The sequence below is a fragment of the Massilia sp. YIM B02763 genome, assembly GCF_030412015.1.
Classification (GTDB): domain Bacteria; phylum Pseudomonadota; class Gammaproteobacteria; order Burkholderiales; family Burkholderiaceae_D; genus Telluria.
In genome coordinates, this window is the sequence record NZ_JASNRD010000029.1 from 23,257 (window position 1) to 48,697 (window position 25,441).

The following is a 25,441-nucleotide window of genomic DNA, read 5'->3' on the forward strand; positions in this document are numbered from 1 at the left end:
CGCGGAACCGATGCAGGGCGTATTCTCCAGCTGGCGCGCGGCGCGGCTCTACCTGCTGGCCTGGCTGCTGCTGGGCCTCCTGTTCGCCGGCATGCTGGCGGCGGGCGGGGCCGGCTCGGGGGCGAGCCTGCTGTTCGTCGTGCCGCTGGTGCTGGCGTACGCGGTGGGCACCGGCTTTTCGGCCTACTACGTGTGCCGCGCCTATCCGCTGGGGCACCGGCATCCGCTGTCGATCGTCGGCGGCATCGGCGCGACGGCGGCCTGCGCGGCGGCGCTGTGGTGCGCGCTCGGCGCCGCCTGGAACAGCGTGCTGGATGCGCTGGGGCCATCCGGCGGCCTGATCCTGAACGCGCCGCTGCTCGTGTCGATGTTCGGGCTGGGCGTGCTGTTGTACGGCCTGTCCGCCGCCGTGAACTACCTCCTGATCGAATCCGAGCGCGTGCGCCTGCTCGAGACCCAGCGCCTGCAGATGATGCTGGCGGCGCGCGACGCCGAACTGCGCATGCTGCGTGCCCGCATCGATCCGCACTTCCTGTTCAACAGCCTCAATTCGATCAGCGCGCTGACGGCGCTGGACCCGGCCGGGGCGCGCGCGATGACGCAGCAGCTGGCCGACTTCTTCCGCCACAGCCTGGGCCTGCATGCCGACCGCAAGGTCGCGCTGGACAAGGAAATGCAGCTGGTGCGACACTTCCTGGCGATCGAGCAGGTGCGCTTCGGCGCGCGCCTGCGCTTCGAGGCCGTGGTGGACGACGATGCCGGCGCCTGCCTGCTGCCGCCGATGCTGCTGCAGCCGCTGGTCGAGAACGCGATCAAGCACGGCATCGGCCAGATGATCGCGCCGGGCCTGATCCGCGTCGAGGCGCGCCGCGCCGGTTCGCTGTTGCGCATCCGGGTCGAGAACGACGTCGACCCGGAGGGCGCCGCCGCGGGAAGCCGCGGGACCGGCCTGGGCCTGGACAACGTGCGCCAGCGCCTGGCCGCCAGCTACGGCCACGAGGGCGGCGCGCGCTGGGGCGTGGAACAGGGACGTTTCGTGGTCGAGCTGGCGTTGCCGGCGCAGACCGGAGCGGACGACGAAGGGACGAAGGCAACGACGATGGAAGAGGCCTGAATGCGGGTACTGATCGTGGACGACGAACACCTGGCGCGCGCCGTGCTGCGCGAATACCTGGGGGCGCATGCGGACGTGGAGATCGTCGGCGAATGCGAGAACGGTTTCGAGGCCGTCAAGGCGATCGCCGAGCTGGCGCCGGACCTCGTCTTCCTCGACATCCAGATGCCGCGCCTGGACGGCTTCGAGGTGGCGGAGCTGGCGGGCGGCAAGGTGCATTACGTGTTCGTCACCGCCTACGACCAGTTCGCGCTGCGCGCCTTCGAAGTCCATGCGATCGACTACCTGCTCAAGCCTTTTCCGCCCGCGCGCCTGGACGCGGCGCTGGCGCATGCGCGCGAACGCTTGGGCGCGCCCGTGCCGGTGCAGCAGCCGATCGGGGCGCTGACGGGGCAGGCGCGTATCCGCCACGGTAGCCTCGAGCGCATCGTCGTGCGCGACGGCGCGCGCGTGCACGTGATCCCGGCCGGCCAGGTCGACTACATCGAGGCGCAGGACGACTACGTGGCCATCTGCGCGGGCGGGCGGCGCTGGCTCAAGAGCCAGCGGCTGGCGGAGCTGGAGGAACAGCTCGATGCGCAGGCGTTCCTGCGCGTGCATCGCTCCTACATCGTGCGGCTGGATGCGATCGTGCGCATCGAACCCTCGGGCAAGGACGGCCACTGCGCGCTGCTTGCGGGCGACGCGCGAATCCCGATCAGCCGCAGCGGCTACCAGAAGCTCAGGGAGCTGCTGCGCTAGAACCCGCCGTCTTGCCTTCGACGTGCCACCAGGCCGGCAGCAGCGCCTGCACCTCCGGGCGGGCGAAGCGGTCGTCGATCAGCCACACGGTGCCGCGGTCCTGTTCCGTGCGGATCACGCGGCCGGCCGCCTGCACGACTTTCTGCATGCCCGGATACAGGTAGGTGTAGTCGTAGCCGGCGCCGAACAGCTCGTCCATGCGCAGCTTGACCTGCTCGTTGACGGGGTTCACCTGCGGCAGGCCGAGCGTGGCCACGAAGGCGCCGATCAGGCGGTCCCCCGGCAGGTCGACGCCTTCGCCGAACGATCCGCCCAGCACGGCGAAGCCGACGCCGCGGCCGCCGGGAACGAAGCGCGCGAGGAACTCGGCCCGTTCCGGCTCGCTCATGCGGCGCGCCTGCGTCCACGTGGGGATGTCCGGATGCTCGCGTTCGAAGCGCGCCAGCGCCTGCTGCAGGTAGTCGAAGCTGGAAAAGAAGGCGAGGTAGTTGCCGGGCGCCTGCGCGTACTGGCGCGCCATCAGGTCCGAGATCGGTCCGAGCGAGGCGGCGCGCTGCTGGTAGCGCGTGGAGATGCCGCGCGCCACGTGCACGTCCAGCTGGCTCGCGCGGAACGGCGAATCGACGTCGACCCAGGCCGTCGTCTCCGGCATGCCCAGCAGGTCGGCGAAATAATTCCAGGGGCTGAGCGTGGCCGAGAACAGCGTCGTCGCGTGGGCGAACGCGAAGCGCGGCCCGAGGAAAGGCGCGGGGATCACGTTGCGGATGCATAGCACCGTGTCCCGTTCGTCTTCGCGCGTCAGGTCGAACAGCGAGTGGGGACCGAAGGATTCGGCAAGGCGCGCGAACTGCAGCGCGTCGAAATAGAATTCCTGCAGCGCCGGATCGAGCGGTACGGCCTGCTCGGCCAGGTGTTCAGTGATGGCGCTGACGGCCGTGGCCAGGAGGTCGGTGAACTTGGGCGGGATCTTGTCCAGCACCTGGTAGGGCAGCGGGGCTTCCTTGCTCACGCCGGTCCAGGCGCGTCCCAGCTTTTCCAGCACCTTTGCCACGACGGGCGGCGCCACCGCGCGCGCGGCCCGCAGCGAAGCCCGTTCCAGGCTGGCGCTGTACATGCCGCGCGCGCGCGACACCAGGTTGTGCGCCTCGTCGGCCAGCACGCTGACGCGCCAGCCGTTGGCCTGCGCCAGGTTGTACAGCATGGCGCCGCCGTCGAACCAGTAATTGTAGTCGCCCACGATGGCGTCGCTCCAGCGCGTCATCTCGCTGCCCAGGTAATACGGGCAGACGTCGTGCGCCAGGCCGATCTCGCGCAGCGTGGCGCGGTCGAGCAAGGACGCGTCCAGCGCGGCGGCGCGGGCGGCGGGCAGGCGGTCGTAGAAACCCTTGGCCAGCGGGCAGACGTCGCCATGGCAGGCCTTGTCCGGATGTTCGCAGGCCTTGTCGCGCGCGGACAGCTCCAGCACCCGCAAGGGGAGCGCGGCGGCGCGTTTGAGCGTGGCGGCGGCGTCCAGCGCCAGCTGGCGGCCAGGGGTCTTGGCGGCGAGAAAAAACAGTTTATCCAGTTCCTGCTTCGGCGCCGCCTTCAGCACGGGGAACAACGTGCCGATGGTCTTGCCGATGCCCGTGGGCGCCTGCGCCAGCAGGCAGCGCTTGCCGGCGTTGGCGCGGAACACGGCTTCGGCGAGCTGGCGCTGGCCCGGCCGGAAGTCGGCATGGGGGAAGCGCATCGCTTCCAGCGCCGCGTCGCGCGCCGCGCGGTGCGCCAGTTCCTGTTCGGCCCAGGCCGTGAAGCGCGCGCACTGGTCCGCGAACAGCGTGGCCAGCTCCTCGCGCGTGCGCATCTCGCTGTACGACGTCTCCTGCTGGCTGCCGATGTCGAAGTACACGAGGGCCAGGTTGACGGCGGGGAGGTTCAGCTGCTCGCACAGCAGGTGGCCGTAGACGCGCAGCTGGGCCCAGTGCAGGTGGCGGTGGTTGGCGGGAATGCTGGACAGCTGGCCGCGGTAGGTCTTCACTTCCTCGACCAGGTTCTTGTCGGGATCGTAGCCGTCGGCGCGGCCGCGCACGTGCAGCGGGCCGTAGCTCCCTTCCAGCGCGACTTCGCTGCGGTAGTTGTCGTCGCGCCGGGCGGCCACGATCGCATGGCCCTGGATGCCTTCCTGGGCCGTGGGGGACGGGGTGAAGCGCAGGTCGAGGTCGCCCTGCTTGGCGGTGAATTCGCACAGCGCGCGCACCGCGACCATGTAGCGCCGCTGCTGCGGCGCACCCGTGTCATCGATGCGCGGCGTGCCAGTGTCGATCGTCATGCCGCCGCGCGCTCCCACTGCAGGTAGCACACGGTGACGGGCATGCCGTGGGCGGCGCAATAGTCGATCCAGCGCAGCTGGTTGTCCTGCAGGCGGTCGCCCGGGCCCTTCACCTCGATCATGCAGTAGCGCCGTTCTTCGGGCCAGAACTGGATCAGGTCGGGGAAGCCCGTGCGGTTGTCGCGCACGTCGTCGAGGATGCGGCGGAACCACAGCTTCAGGTGCGCGGCCGGGATGCAGTCCAGCGCCAGCTCGATGACGTCGCGCCCCAGCCAGTCCCAGGACACGAAGGGCGACTGCAGCCCAACCTTTTCCTCGTGGGTGGCGAGGATCGCGGCGCGGTGGCTGCCGTCGTCCAGCATGGCCAGGCAGGCATCGAACTCGGCCTGGCGGCGGCGGTGGAAGTCGGCGCTGAACAGGTCGGCGGGACCGCGGTGGAACGGGTGGAAGAAGGCGCCGGGAATCGCCGCGAACACGGCCTTCCAGCACAACAGGCCGAACAGCGTGTTCGCCAGGCTGTTCTCGACGTAGAAGACGGGCGCGTCGTCGCGCCACAGGTGCTCCAGCACGACGCCTTCGACCCGCAACTCGTTCGACGGCGGCAGCACCAGGTCGAGGCGCTCGACCGGCGTGGCGCGCCGCGCGGGGCTCTTCGGGTGGCCCAGCTTGCGCGCCAGGCGCGGGCCGATGCGCAGCAGGTGCTGGCGCTCGGCGTCGCTTTCCGGCGCGGCCCGGGCCACCTCGAATAATGCGTAGGCGGCGTCGAACTTCTCGTGCTTTTCCAGCACGCGGATCGCCCGGCCGCGCGCGCCAGGATAGCGGCAATCGGCATACACGGCATGCGCCCGTTCCCAGTCCTTTTCCTTTTCGAACAGCTGGCCGAGCTGGAACATCAGGCGCTCGCGCCGGCTGTCGAGCCAGGGGTTGTCGAAGCCGCCGGCGGGCAGGGCGGCCACCAGGTCCGGCAGGATGTCGGCGGCCGGCTCGCCCGCGTAGTAGCGCTCCTTGCAGGCATGCAGGCGCAGGTAGTGCTCGATGTCGCTGCGCGTGCGGAAACCGCGCGACTCGGGCGAGAACGCGACCTTCTCGTAGCGGAACAGGCCCAGGTCGGACAGCACGAACTCGGTCCAGTCCTGGCTCAGGTTGCCGAAGAAGAGCAGGCGCAGGCGGTCGCACAGCGGCTGCACGAGGAGGCGCAGCGCCAGGTCGGCACTGGCGGCGAACCAGTGCGAGAACGGCCGCGCCCCGGCATGGCGCGGCTCGAGGCGCAGCGCCTCGAGCTGGTCGGCCTTGCGCGCGTTCTTGATGGCGCCGTCCAGCGCGAAGGCGGCAACCAGCTCGGGCTTGACCAGCAGGTCGAACAGTTCGTCGATATCGACGGCCGGGTCGCATTCGATCCAGCCGGTGGGCAGCAGCGCGTTCGCGGCCTCGACGGGGCAGCCGATCTCGGCATAGTTGAGCTTGCTGGCCCGGAACAGCGTCCCCTTGCGCATCACGAGGCGCACGAACAGGGCGCGCGCCGCCCGCGGCAGGGCGGGGAATGCGGCGATGAAGGCATGCTCCTCGTCGACGAGCAGGTCGCCGTAGCGCTCGGCGATCCAGTCCAGCACGCGCTGGAAGTTGTCCAGGTAATAAAACTCGTTTTCCAGAACCCTGATCATGCCTCGCCGCCGCCTAAATCCTCGTCAAACCCGTGCCAACTGTATCTTTGTACAGTATAGCCGTGGCAGGCCGGTGGCGCCCAGCGGTTTTGGCGCCGGGCGTGGTTTTTGGCGCGCGACCGGCCGATCCGCTTGCCTGAACGTCAATGCGGACGGGCGGCCAGGCGCCGGGCGCTCACGGTCGTTCCGGCATCCGCGGGCCGCAAGGCTTGCCGGCGCATGTCGCGTCTGGATGCTCGACGCCGGTCGCGCCGGTCGCGCCGGTCGCGTCGAGCGGTCGGCCGGCGTGCTGGATGATGGCCGTGATCAGGGCGACGTCCATGTCGACGGCGGCCGCTGCCGGCTTGGTCGGCGCGGCGTTGCGTTTGGGCTTGGCCGGCGTGGCGATGCGGACCGGCGGCCGGACTGGGCGGTAGGTGGGGAGCGGGCGGACGATAGCGCTTTTCGGGGGCGGGTTGCGCGCCGGCGCTGCCGCCGCCGGCGGCGCGCCGTCTGCTGCGGGTATGTACGGTGCGGGGACGTCCGCGTTCAGCGCGTCGACGATGGCGGCGCGTCCGGCAGGTAGCGGGGCATCGACGTCGATCGCGGCGGGCAGCGGCGCGCGCGAGGTCGCCGCATCCGGGGCAGCCGCTTCCGTCTCCGCGTCCGTCTCCGCGTCCGGCGGCGCGGCTGGGGCTTGCGCGATGGTCACCGCCTTGCCGTCGGCGTCCTTGCCTGCGGACCCGTCCATGCCGTCGTGCGCCAGCCAGGCCAGTACGCCGACGAGCGCGCACGCGGCCGTGCCGGCGGCCGCATAGCCCAGCAGCGCGGGCAGGCGGGGGAAGCGCCGCGCCAGCGAGCGGCGCGATTTGCCGTCGAGCATGGCCAGGATGCTGATCTCGCCGTTGGCGCGGCGCGACGAGGACATCAGGTTGGGACGCCTGGAGCCGGGTTGATTTTCATCTGTAGGGCGCACCGCGTTACTCCTAAGATTGGAAATTAATTCCAATTAGAAACAATGCGGAGAAAGCGATGCTGATCTTCCTCGTGTTCCTCTACTTTTGCCTGGCCTGCAGCGTGATCGGCCTGGTCGTGTTTCCCGCCGGGCGGGCGTCGCTGCTGCAATTCCTCGGCGCGCTGCAGCGCAGGCTGCTGTGGCGCGCGGGCGGCTGGAGCCGGGCTGGCGGCAGCACGGTGCGGGCGGGCTGGTCCGGCGCCGGTATCGCCTGGCGCGACCTGCGTGCGTTGTTGCGGCGCAACCGGGTGTCGTGCGCGATCGGCCTGCCCGTCATCCTGGTGCCGTCGCTGCTGGCCCTGTTGATGCGCAATCCCGACATGCTGCCGGGATACGAGCCGGTCGAGACCGTCGTCGACCCGCAGGTGGCTGCCCTGCTCAAGGGCGAGCAGCTGGTGGCTCCGGCCGCGTTGCCGCCGCTGGCCTTCAACACGCGCGAAGTGGAACTGGTGCGGCCGATGCTCGTCGACGCCAGCCGCAACTGGGGGTTGCTGCACCCTGACTTCAACCAGCGCCTGCTGCTGGCCTTCAAGATCATGAAGGAAAGGCACGGCTACGAGATGGCCCTGCTGGAGGGCTATCGCAGTCCGGCGCGCCAGGACATGCTGGCGCGCATGGGCACGCAGGTCACGAACGCGCGCGCCTTCCAGAGCTGGCACCAGTATGGCCTGGCCGCCGACTGCGCGTTCTGGCGCGACGGCAAGCTGGTGATCTCGGAAAAGGATCCGTGGGCGATGCGCGGCTACCAGCTCTACGGCGAGGTGGCGGAATCGCTGGGCCTGACCTGGGGCGGGCGCTGGGCCATGATGGATTTCGGCCACACCGAACTACGCCTGCGCGGCGTGATGCGCAAGTGATGGGCAAGTGATGGGCAAGTGAGTCCGGCGGCGCGACAACGCTCCAGGCCGCTTGTCTCATCTCAAAATTTCGGACAGGAAATAGTGCCAGACTTGCCGATGGTATTCATTACTTCCGAGCGAACGATATGGCCCGACTCTGGCAGTTTCTCAGCGACAGACGTGTATTGGCCGTGATCGGCATCGGCGTGGCGGCGGCACTGGCCGTCCTCATCCTGCCCGAACTCGAATCGCCCGAAGAGGCGGTGCTGTGGGCGCTGCTGCTGGGTCTCGTGCTGCTGGCCGCGTGGGGCGTATGGCGCCTCGTGCTGGCGTGGCGGCGCAAGCGCGAAGCGGCGAGCCTGGGCGATGCCCTGGTCGCCAGCATGGGCAAGGAAGGCGATGGCGACGCCAAGGGGCAGGGCAAGAGCGACGCCGCCATACTGCGCAAAGGCATGCTGGAAGCGATCCACACGATCAAGACCTCCAAGCTGGGCTTGACGCGCGGCGCCGCGGCCTTGTACGAGCTGCCCTGGTACATGATCATCGGGAATCCGGCGGCAGGCAAAAGCAGCGCCATCAAGCATTCCGGATTGACCTTCCCGATCCCCGGCAGCAAGGCCGTGCAGGGCGTGGGCGGCACCCGCAACTGCGACTGGTTCTTCACCACCGACGGCATCCTGCTCGACACGGCCGGCCGCTATTCCGTGTTCGAGGCCGACCGCAGCGAGTGGTTCGGCTTCCTCGACCTGCTGCGGCGGCACCGTCCGCGCGCGCCGATCAACGGCATCCTGATCGCCGTGAGCGTCGCCGAACTGGCCGGCGGCAATCCGGACGCCGCGATCGAACTGGCCAAGAGCCTGCGCACCCGCGTCCAGGAACTCACGGAGCGCCTGGGCGTGCATGCGCCCGTCTACGTGATCTTCACCAAGGCCGACCTGATCGCGGGCTTTGCCGACTTCTTCCATGACAGCGAACGCAGCGAGCGTGAACGGGTGTGGGGCGCGACGCTGCGTTACAACCGGCGCAGCACGCCGGTCGACGTCCTCGGCTTCTTCGACCGCCACTTCGACGAGCTGCACGACGGCCTGAAGGAACTGAGCCTGGCCAGCATGGCCGGCAACCGCAGCGCCACGCCGCGTCCCGGCGTGTTCACCTTCCCGCTCGAATTCGCGGCCCTGAAGCCGCAGCTGCGCGGATTCCTGGCCACGCTGTTCGAGGAAAACACCTGGCAGTTCAAGCCCGTGTTCCGCGGCTTCTATTTCACCAGCGCGCTGCAGGAAGGGGCCGTCGAGAACCTGTCCTCGCGCCGCGTGGCCGGCCGCTTCGACCTGGCGCTGCGCCCGTCCACACCGGCGGCCGACGACAAGCCCGCGCCGTCGGAGGAGCACAGCGGCTACTTCCTGCTGCAGCTGTTCCGCAAGGTGATCTTCGCCGACCGCGACCTCGTCAGGCGCTACACCAGCCCGGGCGCCGCGCGCCTGCGCATCGGCGTGTTCCTCGCCGCCACCGTGCTGCTGGGCGCCGCGCTGGGCGGCTGGAGCTGGTCCTATATGGGCAACCGCCAGCTGGTCGCGAACGTGCAGTCGGACCTCGACAAGGTCGTCAAGCTGCAGGCGCGCCGCGCCGACCTGCAGTCGCGCCTGGAAGCGCTGGACATCCTGCAGGACCGCATCGAGCAGCTCGAGCGCTACCGCAGCGAGCGGCCGCTGGCGCTGTCCTTCGGCCTGTACCAGGGCGAGGCGCTCGAACGCAAGCTGCGCGACGAGTACTTCGCCGGCGTGCGCGAGGTGATGGTGCTGCCGGTCGCCGGGGCCTTGGAGGCCCTGCTGGCCGAGATGAACGCGAATGCCGCCCAGCTCGACCCGAACGCGCGGGCCACGCCCGCGGCGAGGCCGGGCCAGGACTACCAGAGCGTTTCGGCCACCAATGTCGGCGACGCCTACAACGCCCTCAAGACCTACCTGATGCTGGCCGATAAGAGCCATGCCGAGCCGGGCCACCTGAACGACCAGCTCACCCGTTACTGGCGCGGCTGGCTCGATGCGAACCGCGGCGCCATGCCGAAGGAGCAGATGATCCGCAGCGCCGAGCGTTTGCTGACCTTCGTGCTCGCGCACGTCGAGGACCAGGCCTGGCCGCAGATCACGCCGAAACTGAGCCTGCTCGACAGCGCCCGCGAGAACCTGCGCCGCGTGGTGCGCGGCACGCCGGCGCGCGAGCGCGTGTACGCCGACATCCGCACCCGCGCCGCGACCCGCTTCCCGGCCGTGACGGTGGCGCGCATCGTCGGCGAGCAGGACCAGGCGCTGGTCGTGGGCAGCTACGCCGTCAGCGGCGCCTTCACCCGCGACGCGTGGGACAAGTACGTGCAGGGCGCGATCCGCGACGCGTCCAGCCGCGAGCTGCAGAGCAGCGACTGGGTCCTCAAGAGCGTGGCCAAGGACGACCTGACGCTGGAAGGCAGCCCCGAACAGATCCAGAAGGCGCTGGTCGACCTGTACAAGGCCGATTACGCGCGCGAATGGACCAAGTTCGTGCAGGGCGTGACGATCGCCGACCTGAACGGCTTCGACGCCAGCGTGCAGGCGATGAACCGCCTGGGCGACCCGCAGGCGTCGCCGCTGGCCAAGGTGCTCAAGGCCGTGCACGAGCAGACCATGTGGGACGATCCGGCCCAGGCCAGGGTCGACACGACGAAGCTCAAGCGCGGCCTGGCCGGCTGGTTCCGCGAGGTCGTGCTGCGCCAGGCCCCGTCCGGCGCGCGCCAGGTGGCCGACGCGATGGGGCCGCTGCCGGTGGGCGGCGTGCAGGCGGCGGGACCGGTGGGGCGCGAGTTCGCCGGCGTCGCGCGCCTGGTCGGGGCCAGGGAGCGCGACGCCTCCTTGATGACGGGCTACCTCGACGCGCTCTCGAAGCTGCGCAGCCGCCTGAACACGCTCAAGAACCAGGGCGACCCCGGCCCCGGCGCCAAGCAGCTGATGCAGCAGACGCTGGAGGGCAGCGGCTCGGAGCTGGCGGACGCGCTGAAATACGTCGACGAGCAGATGTTGACCGGAATGACGGACGCCCAGAAGCAGATGCTGCGCCCGCTGCTCGTGCGCCCGCTCGTGCAGACCTTCGCGATGATCGTGCTGCCGTCGGAGTCGGAGATCAACAAGACCTGGCAGGCGCAAGTGCTGGAACCGTTCCGCACGACGCTCGCGGCCAAGTACCCGTTCGCGCCGGGCGCCCAGATCCAGGCGACGCCGGCCGAGATCGGCCAGGTGTTCGGGCCGGAAGGGGCGGTGGCGAAATTCGTCGGCGCCACGATGGGCCCGCTGGTGGTGCGGCGCGGCGACGTGCTGTCCAGCCGCACCTGGGCCGATATCGGCATCACGCTGGCGCCCCAGGCGGTGAGCGGTTTCCCCGGCTGGATCGCGCCGCTGTCGGCCAACGGCGTGGCCGTCAACAACGGCGCCCAGGCCGGGCCGCAGACGGTGTTCCAGCTGCTGCCGCTGGCCGCGCCCGGGGTGACCGAGTACACGATCGAGATCGACGGCCAGCAGCTGCGCTACCGGAACACGCCGCCGGCCTGGGTGAACATGGTGCACCCGGGGCCGCAGGGCGCCAGCGGCGCGAAGATCAGCGCCGTCACCTTCGACGGCCGCACCGTCGAACTGTTCAACGTGCCGGGCCAGTTCGGCCTGCAGAAGATGATCGAGGCGGCCGCCAACAAGCGCGTCGACGCGGGCACCCACGAACTGCGCTGGAGCGCCGGCAACGTCGCGGTGGCCGTCAACCTGAAGCGCGTCGCCAGCCAGGAGGCGCCCAGCGACGCCCAGGCCAGCCGCGGCTTCAACGGCCTGCGCCTGCCGGATGCCATCGTCGGGCGCCAGGCCGCCGGCGCCGGCGGGGCGCCCGCCATGGCGTCCGCGACGGCGCCGGCGGCACCGGCCGTGCCGGGAGCGCTGCAATGAGCCGCGCGCAGCTGTGCAGCGCGGGCCGCATCGGCTACTTCGGCAAGCTGCCCGCGCACAGCGACTTCGTCAAGCAGGCCGACGACCGCGCCGTGCTGGGCATGCTGGACGACTGGCTGGCCCAGGTCATGTCGCGCCTGCCGCTGGATGCGCGCTGGAAGCTGAACTACGATGCGATGGCCCCCGTCAGCTTCGCCTTCGTCGGCCCGGACCGCCGCCATGCCGTGGCCGGCCACCTGGTCGCCAGCCACGACCAGTCGGGCCGCCGCTTCCCTTTCCTGATGATGCGCACCGTCGACCTGCCCGATCCGGCCGGCTTCGCGGCGCGCTGCCCGCTGGCCTTCGCCCCGCTGTGGCGCTACCTCGAGGCGGTGGCGCCGCGCGTGCTCTCCGGCAGCGATCCGGCACCGGAGCTGCAGGCGCTCGCCGATGCCCAGGTCGAGCTGGACGACTACGATGCGCCCCTGGCCGAGTTCCTGGCCGTGTCCACCGTCGGGACGCTGTCTTCCCAGCTGGCGCTGGCGGCTGACCGCATGATCCTGGGCCTGGGCCTGCTGCTGCAGCCCGTCATGCACAGCCGCCCGGCGGCGCTGCAGAAAAGCCTGGTGCTGCCGTTGCCGGCGCAAAGCGCGGCGCGCCATGCGGTGGCCGCGTTCTGGCTCGAGCTGGTGACGCCCTTCATCCGCCGCAGCGGCTTCGACCTGGCGCTGTTCCTGACCGTCGTGCGCGAGCGGCCGGCGCTGGTGGTCGGCTTCGGCGGGGAGGCGGCCGGCACGCTGCATGCGCTGGTCGACCCGCTCGTCGCGCTCGAGCACCAGGTGCACCTGGACGACAATGCCTGGATCGACGAGCAGCTGGGCCTCGACATCGACGTGCGCGCCCTGGCCAGCTACCTGGAGCAGCCGATGCTGCCGCTGCGCACGGCGCGCGAACTGTTCCTGAAAACCTTCACCGGAGCCGCCGCGTGAATACCAAGATCCTGATCCTGTGCGCCGCCGTCGCCGGCAATGCCTGTGCCCAGAACGCGCCGGCGGCTGCCGCGCCCGCAACGCCCGTCGCGCCCATCGTCGTTTCCGGCACCGTCGGCGACGACGCCGCGAAAGCCGCGCTGCTGGCGCGCCTGCGCACCGTGTACGGCGCCGAGCGCGTGGTCGACCAGCTGGCGGTGGGCAGGGTGACGACGCCGCCGAACTGGAACGAGCACGTGGCCAGGCTGGTCGGCCCCAACCTGAAGCTGGTCACCCGCGGCCAGCTGCAGGTCGACGGCACCAACATCAGCCTGCGCGGCGACGTCGCCAGCGACGCCCAGCGCCAGCAGATCGCCGGCGAACTGGCGCTGGCGCTGGACACCTCGTACACCGTCAACAACGGCTTGCGCGTGGCCGCATCCGAGCAGGGCATGCTGGATGCGGCGCTGGCCAACCGCATCATCGAGTTCGAGTCCGGCAAGGCGACGCTGGCCGATTCCGGCAAGGCCATCCTCGACCAGATGAGCGCCGTGCTGCTGCGCCTGAAGGACAAGCGCGTCGAGGTGATCGGGCACACGGACAATGCCGGCTCGCGCGCGGGCAACCTGTCGCTGAGCCAGGCGCGCGCGGAAGCCGTGAAGGCTTACGTGGCGGCGCATGGCGTCAACCCGGACATGATCGCCGTCTCCGGTGAAGGCCCCGACCGTCCCGTCGCCGACAACCGTACCCCGGAAGGCCGCGCCCGCAACCGGCGCATCGAGTTCAAGGTGGGGCAGTAGGCACGTCGCCCCTGCGAAGGCAGGGGCCTAATGTTGCACGCACATCGACTGCGCGAAATTGGGCCCCTGCCTTCGCAGGGGGGCGTTTCCGGCAATGCCGGGAACGACGGCTAGGGCAACGTGATCATCACATTGGCCGACCGCGGCGGCAGCTTGACCAGGTCGTTGTAGCCGGCCAGCTTCGTATCCGCCTCGCGCGCCAGCGCCGTGTCGAAGCCGAGCCAGGCGCCCAGGCCGACAAGCACGAACACCCCGCTCAGCACCCACAGCGACAGATCGCTGCCCAGCTTGTGCGCGACCTGGTCGGGACGTTCCGCGTGCGGGGCGAAGCCGCGGCTTTTCCCGCGCATGCGCGCGATCTCGTCGCCCAGGCGCGCGGTGAGGTAGTTCAGCTTGTCGCGCCCGTCGAGCGCGAAGCGCCCCTCGAAGCCCAGCAGCAGGCACATATGGTAGACCTCGAGCGCCTGCAGGTGCACGCTGCCCTTGGCACGCAAGTCTTCCAGGCGCTGGAAAAAGTGTTCGCCGGCGAGCTGGTCGCCGAACAGGCGCAGCTGCAGGGGCCGGGTCTCCCAGGCATCGCGGATGGCGAAGTCGGAGCGCAGGATGATCTCGTCGACGGCCGCGCAGAACGCGTACTTGGCCGCCCTGACGTCCTCGGCCGGGATGCCGTGCGCCTTGGCGTTGCGGTCCACTTCGCCGAGAAAGGCCGTCATGTGCTCGGCGAAGGCGTTCCGGTCCTGCGGGCCGGACCCGTTCTTCAGCAGGAAAAGCGCATAGAAACCGTCGACCATGATGTCGACGAGGGAGGCCGGTGCGGCCTGGGAGCTGGCTGGCGCGGCGCGCCGTTCGACGTGTGGAGTCATGCTGCGATCGCTATCAGTTCGAGTTGGAGGTCGCGGATCCCGTTCGGCACGTAGATCGAGATCGCTTGGGCTTTCAACATGCTGTCGTACAGGATGCCGCGGTTCTCCAGCACGAAGTAGCAGGTGTCGGGACGCACCGGCAGCGCGGCGGGCAGCTGGGGCGCATGGGTCAGGCGCACGCCGGGCATGGCCGACAGCACCAGCTTGTCGACGTCCTCGGGCGCGCCGATCTTGAAGCGCAACGGCACGATCTCGACCAGCTGCAGCGCCGGCAGGTCGGCCGCGACGCCCAGGTACAGCGTCGTGTGCGCGTCGATCTTGCCCGAGTCGAGCGTGCCGAGATGGTAGGACGGCCGGTCGTTGGACAGGGCGATGGCGAAGTACTTGGACGAGATCACCGTGTCCAGCAGCTCGCGCAGGATGCCGTCCAGGCGCGCGAACGCGGGGCCCGGATCCTGGTGCGCATAGGCGGGGAGGTCTTCCAGCTTGGGGCCGCGCGAGAAGGTCATCAGGGAGCCGGCCAGCGCCAGCATGTCGTGGAACAGGCGCTCCGGGTGCAGCTCGCGGTGCGCCAGGTAGTGGCTCAGCATGGCGTAGCCCGTGCTGACCGTGTGCAGAAGCCAGAACGAGGCGACGTCGCCGCCGCGCAGCTCGACGACGTTCTTGCCCGGCTCGCGGTAGTGGCCGTACAGCGCATGGACCTTCGCCAGCAGCTTTTCCATCAGCCGCTGCAGGCGCGCGTGCAGGCCCGGCGCGCCGTCGATGGATAGGCTCGGCGGCGTGAAGGCCGCGTCGATCTCGAAGCCGCCGGTGGCCAGGCGGTGCAGGCGCACGAGCGGGAAGCTGTCGTAGGCATCCAGCGCTTCCAGGTCCGGCACGAGGCGCACGGTCTTGGTGAGATAGGCGACGGGCGCCGGCGCCGCCTCGCTGTACAGGTCTTCCGTGTCGCGCTCGCGCTGGCCGTAGCGTACCGATGCGGGCACCTCCGGCGCCGTGGTGCCGCGCGGCGCGCAGTTCTCGCCGTGCGGCTTCAGCACGGGCAGCGCAGCGTGAAAGGTGATCGTCTGCACGGACGGCGGCAGGTCGGCCAGGCGCGCCTGCAGCGGCAGCGCATCGGGCCCCGGCGCGCGCACGATTTCCCCGTCCGGGAAGATCAGCGACAGGTCGACGACGCGCAGGATGTCGGCCTTGAGCGCATCCGTGTCGACCACTAGCCGGCGCACGCCCCAGCAATACGGGTGCAGGGCGGCGGCTGTCTCGCCCAGGCGCGCTTCGTGGTAGCGGTCCTGCTGCTGGAAATGCTGGGGGCGCAGGAACAAGCCTTCGCCCCACAAGACCTTCGCCGGGATGTTCACGGTTCGTTTCTCCTTGTACACAATTCGCTAGCTTGCGGGAAACTCCATCGCCTTCATTGACAGCGCACAAGCGACAGCGGCTTGGCGCCGGCGCCGCTCGCGGGCGCGCCCGCGCCGACGCTCATCGCGCAGGCGTGCATGCCGACGGTGACACCGGCCCGCTCGGCGTCGGGCGCCGCGAACGCCACGCGCCAGCCCTGCGATGCCGGCGCGTGGAACAGGGCGACGACGCCCAGCTGGCCGGCGTCGCGCGGCATCGTCTCGACGAGGTCGAGGCGCTGGCCCGGGACCAGCGTCAGCTCGCGCACGGCCACCAGGTCGGCGCCCAGGGCCGCGCGTTCCGCTTCCGGCGACAGGAAGGCGGCCTGCGGGACGCGCTCGAAGGCGTCGAGCTGGCGCAGCTGGTAGACGCGCACCAGCAGCGCCAGCGGCCGCCCGCGCGCGTCGACGTTCAGGCGCGGCGCCGCATGCAAATGCAGCGCCACCTTGCGCGGGGGCAGCTGGGCTTCCGGCAGCGGGGGCGGCTTGCGCAGGCCGGTGGCCTGGAGGGCGCCGTCGAAAGGAGAACCGGCACAGCCGCCGAGCAGGCACACGCACATCAGGAAGAAACGAGGCTTCATCGGCATCACCTTGCACATGGGAATGAAAGCAAGGCACAGATTTAACGGCAATCCGCGCCGCGTCACCTGCGCCCGCGCAACGAGACCTTCGACCATGCGCAATTGCCCGGCCAACTTAAGTTGACCACACGCAACTCTTTCGGGAAAACGCCTGCCGATAATGGCGTCTGATTTCAACCCGGGAGAGCCAGATGAGATTCCAACGCTTGATGCCGCCGGCCGTCGTCGCCTGTGCGGTACTGCTGTCCGCCTGCACCAGCACGGGACCGACAGTCGCCGGCACGAAGCCGGCCGGCAACGTCACCGCCGCGATGGCCGAAGCCGATGCCGCCGTGATGGCGGGCCAGAACGACAAGGCCTACGCGGTCCTGCAGAAGGCCAGCGCCAGTTTCCCCACCGAGAAGACGCCGTGGGTGCGCATGGCGCAGATGCGCTTCGACAGCGCCAACTACGGCGAAGCGATCGTCAATGCGCTGGAGGCGCTGGAACGCGATCCGGACGACACGCTGGCCAACAGCATCGTCGCCGTCAGCGGCCTGCGGGTGACGAGCCGCGCGCTGGCGGACCTGAGCCAGAAGAACAACCTGACCGGCAACGTGCGCACGGAAGCGCAGGAACTGGCCAAGCTGTTGCGCGCGAACCTGAACGAGAACGAGCTGCTGCCGGGTGCCAGCCGCACGGCGTCCTCGCGCGCCAAGGACACGGTGAAGAAAGCGATCGCCGCGCCGCCGCCGGCCCGTTCCTCCGGCAGCGACCCGTTCGGCGCGCTCAAGTGAGCGGCGCGCCATCACCCGAAGAATCGAGGAGCCCACATGGCCAAGAATGAAAGCGTGCAGAAGCGCCTGCAGAAAGTGCGCGCCCCGCGCGTGCAGATGACGTACGACGTCGAGATCGGCGATGCGATCGAGAACAAGGAGCTGCCCTTCGTGGTCGGCGTGCTGGGCGACTTCGGCAGCGATCCGGACGCCGCCAAGAAGCGCCTGAAGGACCGCAAGTTCGTCAGCGTCGATGCCGACAATTTCGACGAGGTGCTGGACGGCGTGGCACCTGTCGCCAGCTTCCGCGTGCAGAACCACTTGTCGGAAGAGGGCGGCGAGTTCGCCGTCCGGCTGCAGTTCCGCGCGATGGACGACTTCCGCCCCGAAGCCGTGGTGCAGCAGGTGGCGCCGCTCAAGGGCCTGCTGGAGGCGCGCGGCAAGCTCGCCGACCTGCGCAACAAGCTGGCCGGGAACGACAAGCTGGAAGACATCCTGAGCGATGTCCTGAACAATACCGAGAAGCTGGACAGCCTGCGCAAGAACGTCGCGGCGAAGGAGGAACGATGAGCGCCATCCTTGAAGCGGCACCCGCGGCACCGGCCGCCGCCCAGGCCGTCGAACTCGATACGGCCCTGCTGGACCAGATCGTCGAAGAGAGCCGCGTCGCCAAGTCGAGCAGCGAGCATGCGCGCGCGCGCGACATCATCTCCGAGCTGGTGAGCCAGGTGATGGAAGGGACGATGGTGATGTCGACCAACCTGTCGGCCACCATCGATGCGCGCCTGGCGGAGCTGGACCGCATGATCTCCGCCCAGCTGTCCGAGATCATGCACGCGCCCGAATTCCAGAAGCTGGAACGCAGCTGGACGGGCCTGCACTACCTGGTGAAGAACAGCGCGACGAGTCCGAACCTGCAGATCCGCATGCTCAACGCCGGCAAGCGCGAACTGGTGAAGGACTTCCAGTCGGCGCTGGAGTTCGACCAGAGCACGCTGTTCAAGAAGGTGTACGAGGAAGAATTCGGCAGCTTCGGCGGCGCGCCCTACGGCGCCCTGATCGGCGACTTCGAACTCTCGCGCCAGCCCGAGGACGTCTACTTCCTGGAGCAGATGTCGCACGTGGCCGCGGCCAGCCATGCCCCGTTCATCGCGGCGGCGGCGCCGGAGCTGTTCGGCGTGGAGAGCTTCGGCGACCTGGGCAAGCCGCGCGACCTGGCCAAGGTGTTCGACACGGTCGAATACGCGAAGTGGAAGGCCTTCCGCGAATCGGAAGACTCCCGCTACGTGGGCCTGACGCTGCCGCGCTTCCTGGGCCGGCTGCCGTACAACCCGGTCGACGGCACCGCTACCGAAGGCTTCAACTTCGTCGAGGACGTCGACGGCACCGACCACCACAAATACCTGTGGTGCAACGCGGCGTATGCCTTCGCCACCAAGTTGACGCGCGCCTTCGAGGACTACGGCTGGTGCGCGGCGATCCGCGGCGTCGAGGGCGGCGGCCTGGTCGAGAACCTGCCGACGCATACGTTCAAGACGGACGAGGGCGAGGTCGCGCTGAAGTGCCCGACCGAGCTGGCGATCACCGACCGGCGCGAGAAGGAGCTGTCGGACCTCGGCTTCATCTCGCTGGTGCATTGCAAGAACACCTCGTATGCGGCCTTCTTCGGCGCGCAGTCGGCGCAGAAGGCGCGCAAGTACGCCAACGAGGCGGCCAACGCCAACGCGCTGCTGTCCTCGCAGCTGCAGTACATCTTCGCCGTCTCGCGCATCGCCCACTACATGAAGGCCATGATGCGCGACAAGATCGGCAGCTTCGCCGCCGCCGCCAACGTCGAGGAATACCTGAACCGCTGGCTGACGCAGTACGTCCTGCTGGACGATAACGCCAGCCAGGAGCAGAAGGCCCAGTTCCCGCTGCGCGAGGCAAGCGTGCAGGTGGCCGAGGTGCCGGGGCGGCCCGGCGTGTACCGCGCCGTGTCCTTCCTGCGTCCGCACTTCCAGCTCGACGAGCTGTCCGTTTCGCTCCGATTGGTCGCGGAGCTGCCGCAATCGACCAAATCGTAATTCACCCACCCACCTACTGGAGTAAGACATGGCAATAGACGTGTACCTGCAAATCGACGGCATCAAGGGCGAATCGGCCGACGACAAGCACAAGGACTGGATCGAGTGCAAATCGGTGAACTGGAAGGTGCTGCAGCCGAAATCCGCGACGTCCTCCACGGGCGGCGGCCACACGGCCGAGCGCTGCGAGCATTCCGAAGTGACGTTCACCAAGCTGGCCGACCTGTCCTCGCCGGTGCTGCTGCAGACCTGCTCGTCCGGCAAGACGATCCCGAAGGCCAAGCTGGAATTCATGCGTGCGGACGGCCAGGGCGAACGCGTCAAGTACTTCGAGATCGAGCTGGAGAACGTGCTGATCGGCTCCGTGCAGCCCGAGGTCGAGGAGGGGAACTTCCTGACCGAGAACGTGGGCCTGAAATTCTCCAAGGTCAAGTGGAAGTACACCCAGCAGAAGATCGGCGGCGGCGCCGGCGGCAATACGTCCGGCGGCTGGGACCTGGCCACCAACAAGATCGTCTGACGTGCGCGTGCGCGCGACGGATACAGCAACCCTTCCCCTGCGCTCGTTGCCGGCGCCTTGCCGCGGCCTTGTGCCGCGGTCTTTTTTGGGAGTGCCGCCATGACGTCCTGGCAGAGCGGCCTGCTGGAGCGCCTGATGGGAGAACGCGCGCAGGCCCAGAGCCTGGAGGCGCTCAAGGACAGCATCGTGCGCGAGCTCGACGCCCTGCTGAACACCCGTGCCGGCCTGGCTCCCGGCCGGCTCGCCGCCTGGCCGCAGGCGCGCGCCTCCGTGCTGGACTATGGCCTGGCCGATTTCGCCGCGTTCAGCCTGGCCAGCAGCGAGGACCGGGCCGCGATCTGCGCCAGCCTGAAGGCCGCGATCGAACGCCACGAGCCGCGCCTCGTCAACGTCAGCGCCACGCTGGAAACCGCCACCAGCGGCGTCAACCGCCTGCACTTCACGATCGATGCGACGCTGCGCGCGGCCGATGGCAATGGCGCGGGCGCCGGCGAGACCGTGCATTTCAACGCCGTGCTGCAGCCCTCATCCCTCCATTACACGATCGGCAAGGCCGGCCGGCCCCCGCGCGGCTAGCGTGCCGCGGCCGCTCATCGAAAGGATATCGACGATGGACATCAACCTGAAGACCCTGATCGGCAAGTTGAACGACACGACGCGCGCCGCCGCCACGCGGGCGGCCGGCATCTGCGTGGGCCTCGGCCAGTACGAGGTCGACCTCGAACACCTGTTCCTGACGCTGCTGGAGCAGCCGGGCAGCGACGTCGTCGCCGCCGCGCGCCAGGCCGGCATCAGCCTGACGGGACTGGAGACGGACCTGCGCCGCGAAGTCGAACGCCTGCCGTCCGGCAGCACGCGCACGCCCGTGTTCTCGCGCCACCTGCCGCTGCTGTTCGAGCACGCCTGGCTGATCGCATCGCTGGGAGCGCAGCTGGATGCGCAGCCGACCCGCATCCGCAGCGGCCACCTGCTGCTGGCCCTCCTCACGGAACCCAGCCTGGCGCAACTGGCCCAGCGCGCCTCCCGTCACTTTGCCGAGTTTCCCCTCGATCGCCTGAAGCACGATTTCGACAAGCTCATGCGCGGTTCCGACGAAGTGCCGGCCCATGGCGCCGCGGCGCCCGCGAGCGAGGTGGAAACGGGCGACCCGGTCGGCGAGCTGCAAGCGCACGCGCCTGGCAAGACGCCCGCGCTGGACCAGTACACGACCTGCCTCACGGCGCGCGCGCGCGACGGCAAGGTCGACCCCGTGATCGGCCGCGACGCCGAGATCCGGCAAGTGATCGACATCCTGATGCGGCGGCGCCAGAACAACCCGATCCTGACCGGCGAGGCAGGGGTGGGCAAGACCGCCGTCGTCGAAGGACTGGCGCTGCGCATCGCCGAGGGCGACGTGCCCGAGGTGCTGCGCGGGGTCGAGATCCATGTGCTGGACATGGGCCTGCTGCAGGCCGGCGCCAGCGTGAAAGGCGAGTTCGAGAACCGCCTCAAGAACGTCATCGACGAGGTCGGGAAGAGCCTGCACCCGATCATCCTGTTCATCGACGAGGCCCACACGATGATCGGCGCGGGCGGCACGGCGGGCCAGAACGATGCCGCCAACCTGCTGAAACCGGCGCTGGCGCGGGGCGAATTGCGCACGGTGGCGGCCACCACCTGGAGCGAATACAAGAAGTATTTCGAGAAGGATGCGGCGCTGGCGCGCAGGTTCCAGGTCGTCAAGGTCGAGGAGCCGGACGAGGATACCGCCTGCGCCATGCTGCGCGCGATGGCGCCGCTGATGGAGAAGCACTTCGGCGTGCGCATCTACGACGACGCGATCGTCGATGCCGTGCGCCTGTCGCACCGCTACATCAGCGGCCGCCAGTTGCCGGACAAGGCGATCAGCGTGCTCGACACCGCCTGCGCCAAGGTGGCGCTGGGCCAGAAGGCCACGCCCGCTGTGCTGGAAGATTGCGTGCGCCGGCTCGAACGCCTCGATGCGCGCATCGCCACGCTGGCGCGCGAGGAGAGCGGAGGCGCTGACCACGGCGCGGTGCTGGACGCGCTGCACGGCGAGCGCGGCGCGGCGCAGGCCGAGCGCGAGGCCTTGCAGGCGCGCTGGGAACGCGAGCAGGCGCTGTGCAGCGAGATCCAGGCCGTGCGCGCGCGCCTGGAAGGGCAGGGCAAGGAGGGCGAAGGCAACACCGCCCTGCAGCCGCTGCTGGCGGACCTGCGCGCGCTGCAGGGAGAAGCGCCGCTGGTGCCCGTGCAGGTCGATGGCCACACGGTGGCCGCCATCGTCGCCGCCTGGACCGGCATCCCGCTGGGCCGCATGGTCAAGGACGAGCTGCGCACGGTGATGAATTTGCAGCGCCTGCTGGATGAGCGCATCCTCGGCCAGCGCCACGCGAGCGGCATCGTCGCCCAGCGCGTGCGCACGGCCCGCGCCAACCTGGAGGACCCGAACAAGCCCAAGGGCGTGTTCCTGTTCGTCGGCACCTCCGGCGTGGGCAAGACGGAGACGGCGCTGGCGCTGGCCGACCTGCTGTACGGCGGCGAGAAGAAGCTCGTCACCATCAATATGAGCGAGTACCAGGAAGCGCACAGCGTATCGGGCCTGAAGGGTTCGCCGCCTGGCTACGTCGGCTACGGCGAAGGGGGCGTGCTGACGGAAGCCGTGCGCCGCAATCCCTACAGCGTGGTGCTGCTCGACGAAGTCGAGAAGGCCCACGCGGACGTGCTCGAATTGTTCTTCCAGGTGTTCGACAAGGGCGTGCTGGACGATGCCGAAGGCCGCACGATCGACTTCCGCAACACCATCATCATCCTGACGTCGAACGCGGCCTCCGGCCAGATCATGGGGGCGTGCCTGAACAAGCCGGCGGCCGAACGCCCGACGCCGGAACAGCTCGCGGAACTGATCCGTCCCACGCTGGCGAAGCATTTCAAGCCCGCCTTCCTGGGCCGCCTGGCGGTGGTGCCGTTCTACCCGATCGACGACGCCGTGCTGGCCGACATCATCCGCCTGAAGCTGGAGCGCATCCGCCGCCGCGTGCTGGACAACCACCAGGCCCGGTTCGAGTACGACGATGCGCTGGTCGATGCGGTGCTGGCGCGCTGCACGGAGGTCGATTCGGGGGCGCGCAACGTCGACACCATCCTGAACGGCACGCTGCTGCCCGAGATCGCCGATGCCATGCTCGCGCAGATGGCGGCCGGGGGCGCCGTCAAGCGCATCAAGGTCGGCGCGACGAAGGCCGGCAAGATCAAGTACGCGGTCGACGCGGCCTAGGGAGGACACCATGCTGAACCTGGAACAGCTGCTGGCGCCCATCGATGCGGGCCGGCCCTGCGGCGAGGACCTCGCCTTCTCCAGCGAGATCGACGCGATCGTCCGTGCGCGCCAGGCCGACGATCCGTCGATCGAGCAGGGCGCCTGGGTCACGGAACTAAAGGAAGCGGACTGGAAGTTCGTCGCGAAGCAATGCGCCCAGCTCATCCACACGCGCAGCAAGGACTTGCAGCTGGCCGTCTGGCTGGCCGAGGCGGGCGCGAAGACGGCGGGCCTGCGTGGCCTGGGCGACAGCCTGCTGCTGATCGCGCAGCTGTGCGAGCGCTGGTGGGAATCGCTGCATCCGCTGCCGGAAGACGGCGGCTTCGAGCAGCGCATCGGCAACCTGGCATGGGTGGCGGCGCGCATCGGCGGCTGGCTGCGCGAGATTCCGCTGACCGAGGGCGCAGACGCCTACGCGCTGCGCGACGTCGAGGCGGCGCGCGTGCAGGGCGGCGATGCGCTGGCGCGGCTGGAGACGGCGCGCCAGCGCGGTTCGGCCGGTTTCTACGTGGGCCTGATGCGCGATTGCGAGCATTGCGGGGAAGCGCTCGCGCGGCTGGAACGCAGCGTCGATGCGCGCCTGGAAGCGGACGGGCCCAGCTTCGGCGCGGCGCGGTCGGCGCTGGAAGACCTGCACGTGTTCCTCAAGCCACTGGCCGCGCCGCCGGCTGCTGCCGCGCAGGGGGCCGTGCCCGCATCGGGCAGCGTGCCGTCCGCGCCGCACGTGGCGACGGCCGCGGGACCGCTGCAGACGCGCGCCCAGGCGCTGGCCCAGTTGCGCGCCGTGGCCGAGTTCTTCCGCCGCACGGAGCCGCACAGCCCCGTCGCCTACCTGGCCGACAAGGCCGCGCACTGGGGTGAGCAGCCGCTGCATGTGTGGCTGCGCGCGCTGGTGAAGGACGAGACGGCGGTGGCCCGCATCGAGGAGATGCTCGGGGTGGGAGAAAAACCGGCAACATAGACCCTCGTCGTCCCTGCGCAGGCAGGGACCCATGCTGAATTTCCGAAGTCGATATTCTTTTAGATGTTCCGGTGCTTCCGAAATACCGAATTCCGTTCCTCAGCATGGGTCCCGGCCTGCGCCGGGACGACGTTTTGAGTCGCGTTCCTTATTGCGCCGCCTGCCCCGCCTTCTGCAACTGCGCCGTCGCCTGCGCCACCTGTTCCTCCACGCGGCGCATCGCCTCGCGCGTCGACTGGGTGACCTGCTCGTAGCCCCGGAAGGCATTCTCGATGGCCGCCTTGATGATCTCGACGGCGTTTTCCTGGCCCGGCTTGACGTTCTGGGTGACGTCGTAGATCAGGGCCGACAGGGTGTTCTTCGCTTCCACGAGATGCGTGTCGGCCGCCTGCTGGAACTCCTTCTGGATGTCGGCGATGATCTGGCGCAGCTGCTCGCCGTAGGCGCTCGCTTCCGAGACGCCGGGCTGCATGCGCGCGGAAATGGCGTCGATCGCCGCTTTCGGGTCCGGCGCCTGGCTGAACTGGCGGCTTGCGGCCAGCGTGTTCTCCATCGATTGCTTGGCGGTCGCCATGTTCAGTGCCACGACCTGCTCGACGCCCTGGACCGCCTTGCTGGCCAGCGCGTTGAAGGTCTGCATCTGCAGGTCGAACAGCGTCTTGGTGGCGGATGCGAATTGCTCGGGATTGGTGAACATCGGTGTCTCCTCGTTATGGGTGCTAGGGCAGGGATGCTGCGGCCGGGTACTACTCCTTCTGTTCTTGATTGGCGTTCAATCTTGCCGATTATTTAGCAGGTATGCGGAATTCGCAACGGGCGTCACGATACGGACCGCTGAATTTCACCCAGCCGGACCCGAGCGACGTCTGCGAACAGGCCATCTGCCCGTCGGCCTTGCTGCGCCACTGGTACCACGGGGCCGGGCCCGCCTGCGCCAGCGATGCCGCCAGCAAGCTGGCGATGAGGAGGATGGAAGTCTTGTGCATGGTCCGCCGAGCTTAACGGCTTGTGGGCACAAGTCAAGAAGCACGGTCTTGACCTTGCCATCGTGGGAAGGTGTATGCTGAAGCCATGGACAATGAAACGATGAATATCGGCCAGGTCGCCAAGGCATCCGGCGTGACGGCCAAGATGATCCGCCACTACGAATCGATCGGCCTGCTGCCGCCGGCGCGCCGCACCGAGGCCGGCTACCGCCTGTACGGCTGCCAGGACATCCGCGTGCTGCAATTCATCCACCGCAGCCGCGCGCTGGGCTTTTCGCTGGACCAGGTCGCCGATTTGCTGGCGTTGTGGCAGGACAAGGGCCGGGCCAGCGCCGACGTGCGCCGGCTGGCGCGCACCCATATCGACGAACTCGACCGCAAGATCGCCGAACTGGAATCGATGAAGCGCACGCTGGAGACGCTGGCCGCCTCCTGCCACGGCGACCAGCGCTCGGACTGCCCGATCCTGGACGACCTCGCCGCGCCGTGTCATTGAGGGGAAGGGAAGGCGCAAGGAAAAACGCAAAACGCCGCAATCCTTTTGCAAAGACTGCGGCGTTTTGCGCCGACGTTTCCGTCAGAGGCCTTCTACAGACCGGGTAGCTTTTGGTGCCCACGGAGGGACTCGAACCCCCACAC

At 69.1% G+C, this 25,441-nt stretch carries 22 protein-coding genes; 14 read left to right on the forward strand and 8 right to left on the reverse strand.

The genetic code is table 11. From position 1 onward, the window contains the following. Positions 1-10 precede the first annotated feature (10 nt). Positions 11-1,114, forward strand: a complete 1,104-nt coding sequence (locus QPK32_RS24115; RefSeq protein WP_290415325.1) for a sensor histidine kinase — start codon at positions 11-13, stop codon at positions 1,112-1,114. Next, a complete protein-coding gene (locus QPK32_RS24120) occupies positions 1,115-1,855 on the forward strand; it encodes a LytTR family DNA-binding domain-containing protein (RefSeq protein WP_290415326.1) in 741 nt (246 codons plus the stop codon). On the opposite strand, the gene QPK32_RS24125 is transcribed toward QPK32_RS24120, so the two are convergent. The 3 genes from QPK32_RS24125 to QPK32_RS24135 form a co-directional block, all read right to left on the reverse strand. After that, positions 1,836-4,163 carry an ATP-dependent DNA helicase gene (locus QPK32_RS24125; RefSeq protein ID WP_290415327.1) on the reverse strand — a complete coding sequence of 776 codons (2,328 nt, stop codon included), beginning with the start codon at positions 4,161-4,163 and terminating at the stop codon, positions 1,836-1,838. The two genes, QPK32_RS24120 and QPK32_RS24125, sit on opposite strands and share 20 nt — an antisense overlap. Next, positions 4,160-5,824 (reverse strand): VRR-NUC domain-containing protein, encoded by a 1,665-nt coding sequence (locus QPK32_RS24130; RefSeq protein ID WP_290415328.1) that lies wholly within the window; start codon positions 5,822-5,824, stop codon positions 4,160-4,162. The genes QPK32_RS24125 and QPK32_RS24130 overlap by 4 nt, the downstream gene beginning before the upstream one ends. Positions 5,825-5,999: 175 nt before the next feature. After that, a complete protein-coding gene (locus QPK32_RS24135; protein WP_290415329.1) occupies positions 6,000-6,731 on the reverse strand; it encodes a hypothetical protein in 732 nt (243 codons plus the stop codon). Positions 6,732-6,835: 104 nt separating this feature from the next. Here QPK32_RS24135 and QPK32_RS24140 point away from each other — a divergent pair, with 104 nt between their 5' ends. The 4 genes from QPK32_RS24140 (at position 6,836) to QPK32_RS24155 (ending at position 13,360) form a co-directional block, all read left to right on the forward strand. Continuing rightward, the gene (locus tag QPK32_RS24140) at positions 6,836-7,675 is read left to right on the forward strand and encodes a M15 family metallopeptidase (protein WP_290415330.1); all 840 of its coding nucleotides are present in this window, start codon (positions 6,836-6,838) and stop codon (positions 7,673-7,675) included. 128 nt (positions 7,676-7,803) lie between these two features. Next, a complete protein-coding gene (gene tssM, locus QPK32_RS24145; protein WP_290415331.1) occupies positions 7,804-11,613 on the forward strand; it encodes a type VI secretion system membrane subunit TssM in 3,810 nt (1,269 codons plus the stop codon). Then, positions 11,610-12,581, forward strand: coding sequence for a type VI secretion system-associated protein TagF (gene tagF / locus QPK32_RS24150; protein WP_290415332.1), 972 nt, complete (start codon positions 11,610-11,612; stop codon positions 12,579-12,581). The genes tssM and tagF overlap by 4 nt, the downstream gene beginning before the upstream one ends. Then, positions 12,578-13,360, forward strand: a complete 783-nt coding sequence (locus QPK32_RS24155; protein ID WP_290415333.1) for an OmpA family protein — start codon at positions 12,578-12,580, stop codon at positions 13,358-13,360. The genes tagF and QPK32_RS24155 overlap by 4 nt, the downstream gene beginning before the upstream one ends. A 110-nt stretch (positions 13,361-13,470) precedes the next feature. Here the strand turns inward: QPK32_RS24155 and icmH are convergent, their stop codons facing one another. The 3 genes from icmH to tssJ are packed head-to-tail and all read right to left on the reverse strand — an operon-like array spanning position 13,471 to position 16,198. Next, positions 13,471-14,223, reverse strand: a complete 753-nt coding sequence (gene icmH, locus QPK32_RS24160) for a type IVB secretion system protein IcmH/DotU (RefSeq protein WP_290415334.1) — start codon at positions 14,221-14,223, stop codon at positions 13,471-13,473. Continuing rightward, on the reverse strand, positions 14,220-15,578 hold the full coding sequence (gene tssK / locus QPK32_RS24165) for a type VI secretion system baseplate subunit TssK (protein ID WP_290415335.1): 1,359 nt from the start codon (positions 15,576-15,578) through the stop codon (positions 14,220-14,222). The genes icmH and tssK overlap by 4 nt, the downstream gene beginning before the upstream one ends. 53 nt (positions 15,579-15,631) lie before the next feature. Next, on the reverse strand, positions 15,632-16,198 hold the full coding sequence (tssJ, locus tag QPK32_RS24170; RefSeq protein ID WP_290415336.1) for a type VI secretion system lipoprotein TssJ: 567 nt from the start codon (positions 16,196-16,198) through the stop codon (positions 15,632-15,634). A gap of 191 nt (positions 16,199-16,389) precedes the next feature. Here tssJ and QPK32_RS24175 point away from each other — a divergent pair, with 191 nt between their 5' ends. The 7 genes from QPK32_RS24175 to tssA all read left to right on the forward strand — a co-directional run bounded on the left by QPK32_RS24175 (position 16,390) and on the right by tssA (position 23,816). After that, complete coding sequence (locus tag QPK32_RS24175) at positions 16,390-16,974, forward strand: hypothetical protein (protein WP_290415337.1); 585 nt, start codon at positions 16,390-16,392, stop codon at positions 16,972-16,974. A gap of 36 nt (positions 16,975-17,010) precedes the next feature. Then, the gene (tssB, locus tag QPK32_RS24180) at positions 17,011-17,523 is read left to right on the forward strand and encodes a type VI secretion system contractile sheath small subunit (protein WP_290415338.1); all 513 of its coding nucleotides are present in this window, start codon (positions 17,011-17,013) and stop codon (positions 17,521-17,523) included. Next, positions 17,520-19,019: a type VI secretion system contractile sheath large subunit gene (tssC, locus tag QPK32_RS24185; protein ID WP_290415339.1), complete on the forward strand. Its 1,500-nt coding sequence runs from the start codon at positions 17,520-17,522 to the stop codon at positions 19,017-19,019. The genes tssB and tssC overlap by 4 nt, the downstream gene beginning before the upstream one ends. Positions 19,020-19,047: 28 nt before the next feature. Beyond that, on the forward strand, positions 19,048-19,539 hold the full coding sequence (locus QPK32_RS24190; protein ID WP_290415340.1) for a type VI secretion system tube protein Hcp: 492 nt from the start codon (positions 19,048-19,050) through the stop codon (positions 19,537-19,539). A 99-nt stretch (positions 19,540-19,638) separates the two neighbouring features. Then, positions 19,639-20,115, forward strand: a complete 477-nt coding sequence (gene tssE, locus QPK32_RS24195; RefSeq protein ID WP_290415341.1) for a type VI secretion system baseplate subunit TssE — start codon at positions 19,639-19,641, stop codon at positions 20,113-20,115. 34 nt (positions 20,116-20,149) lie between these two features. After that, positions 20,150-22,813 carry a type VI secretion system ATPase TssH gene (gene tssH, locus QPK32_RS24200; RefSeq protein WP_290415342.1) on the forward strand — a complete coding sequence of 888 codons (2,664 nt, stop codon included), beginning with the start codon at positions 20,150-20,152 and terminating at the stop codon, positions 22,811-22,813. Between the two features lie 10 nt (positions 22,814-22,823). Then, positions 22,824-23,816: a type VI secretion system protein TssA gene (tssA, locus tag QPK32_RS24205; protein WP_290415343.1), complete on the forward strand. Its 993-nt coding sequence runs from the start codon at positions 22,824-22,826 to the stop codon at positions 23,814-23,816. Between the two features lie 148 nt (positions 23,817-23,964). Here tssA and QPK32_RS24210 read toward each other — a convergent pair whose 3' ends face one another. Beyond that, on the reverse strand, positions 23,965-24,513 hold the full coding sequence (locus QPK32_RS24210; RefSeq protein WP_290415344.1) for a phasin family protein: 549 nt from the start codon (positions 24,511-24,513) through the stop codon (positions 23,965-23,967). Between the two features lie 88 nt (positions 24,514-24,601). Further along, the gene (locus QPK32_RS24215) at positions 24,602-24,802 is read right to left on the reverse strand and encodes a hypothetical protein (protein ID WP_290415345.1); all 201 of its coding nucleotides are present in this window, start codon (positions 24,800-24,802) and stop codon (positions 24,602-24,604) included. A 100-nt stretch (positions 24,803-24,902) separates the two neighbouring features. Between QPK32_RS24215 and cueR the strand changes: the two genes are divergently transcribed. Beyond that, positions 24,903-25,298, forward strand: a complete 396-nt coding sequence (gene cueR, locus QPK32_RS24220) for a Cu(I)-responsive transcriptional regulator (RefSeq protein WP_374046781.1) — start codon at positions 24,903-24,905, stop codon at positions 25,296-25,298. Positions 25,299-25,441: the final 143 nt, after the last annotated feature.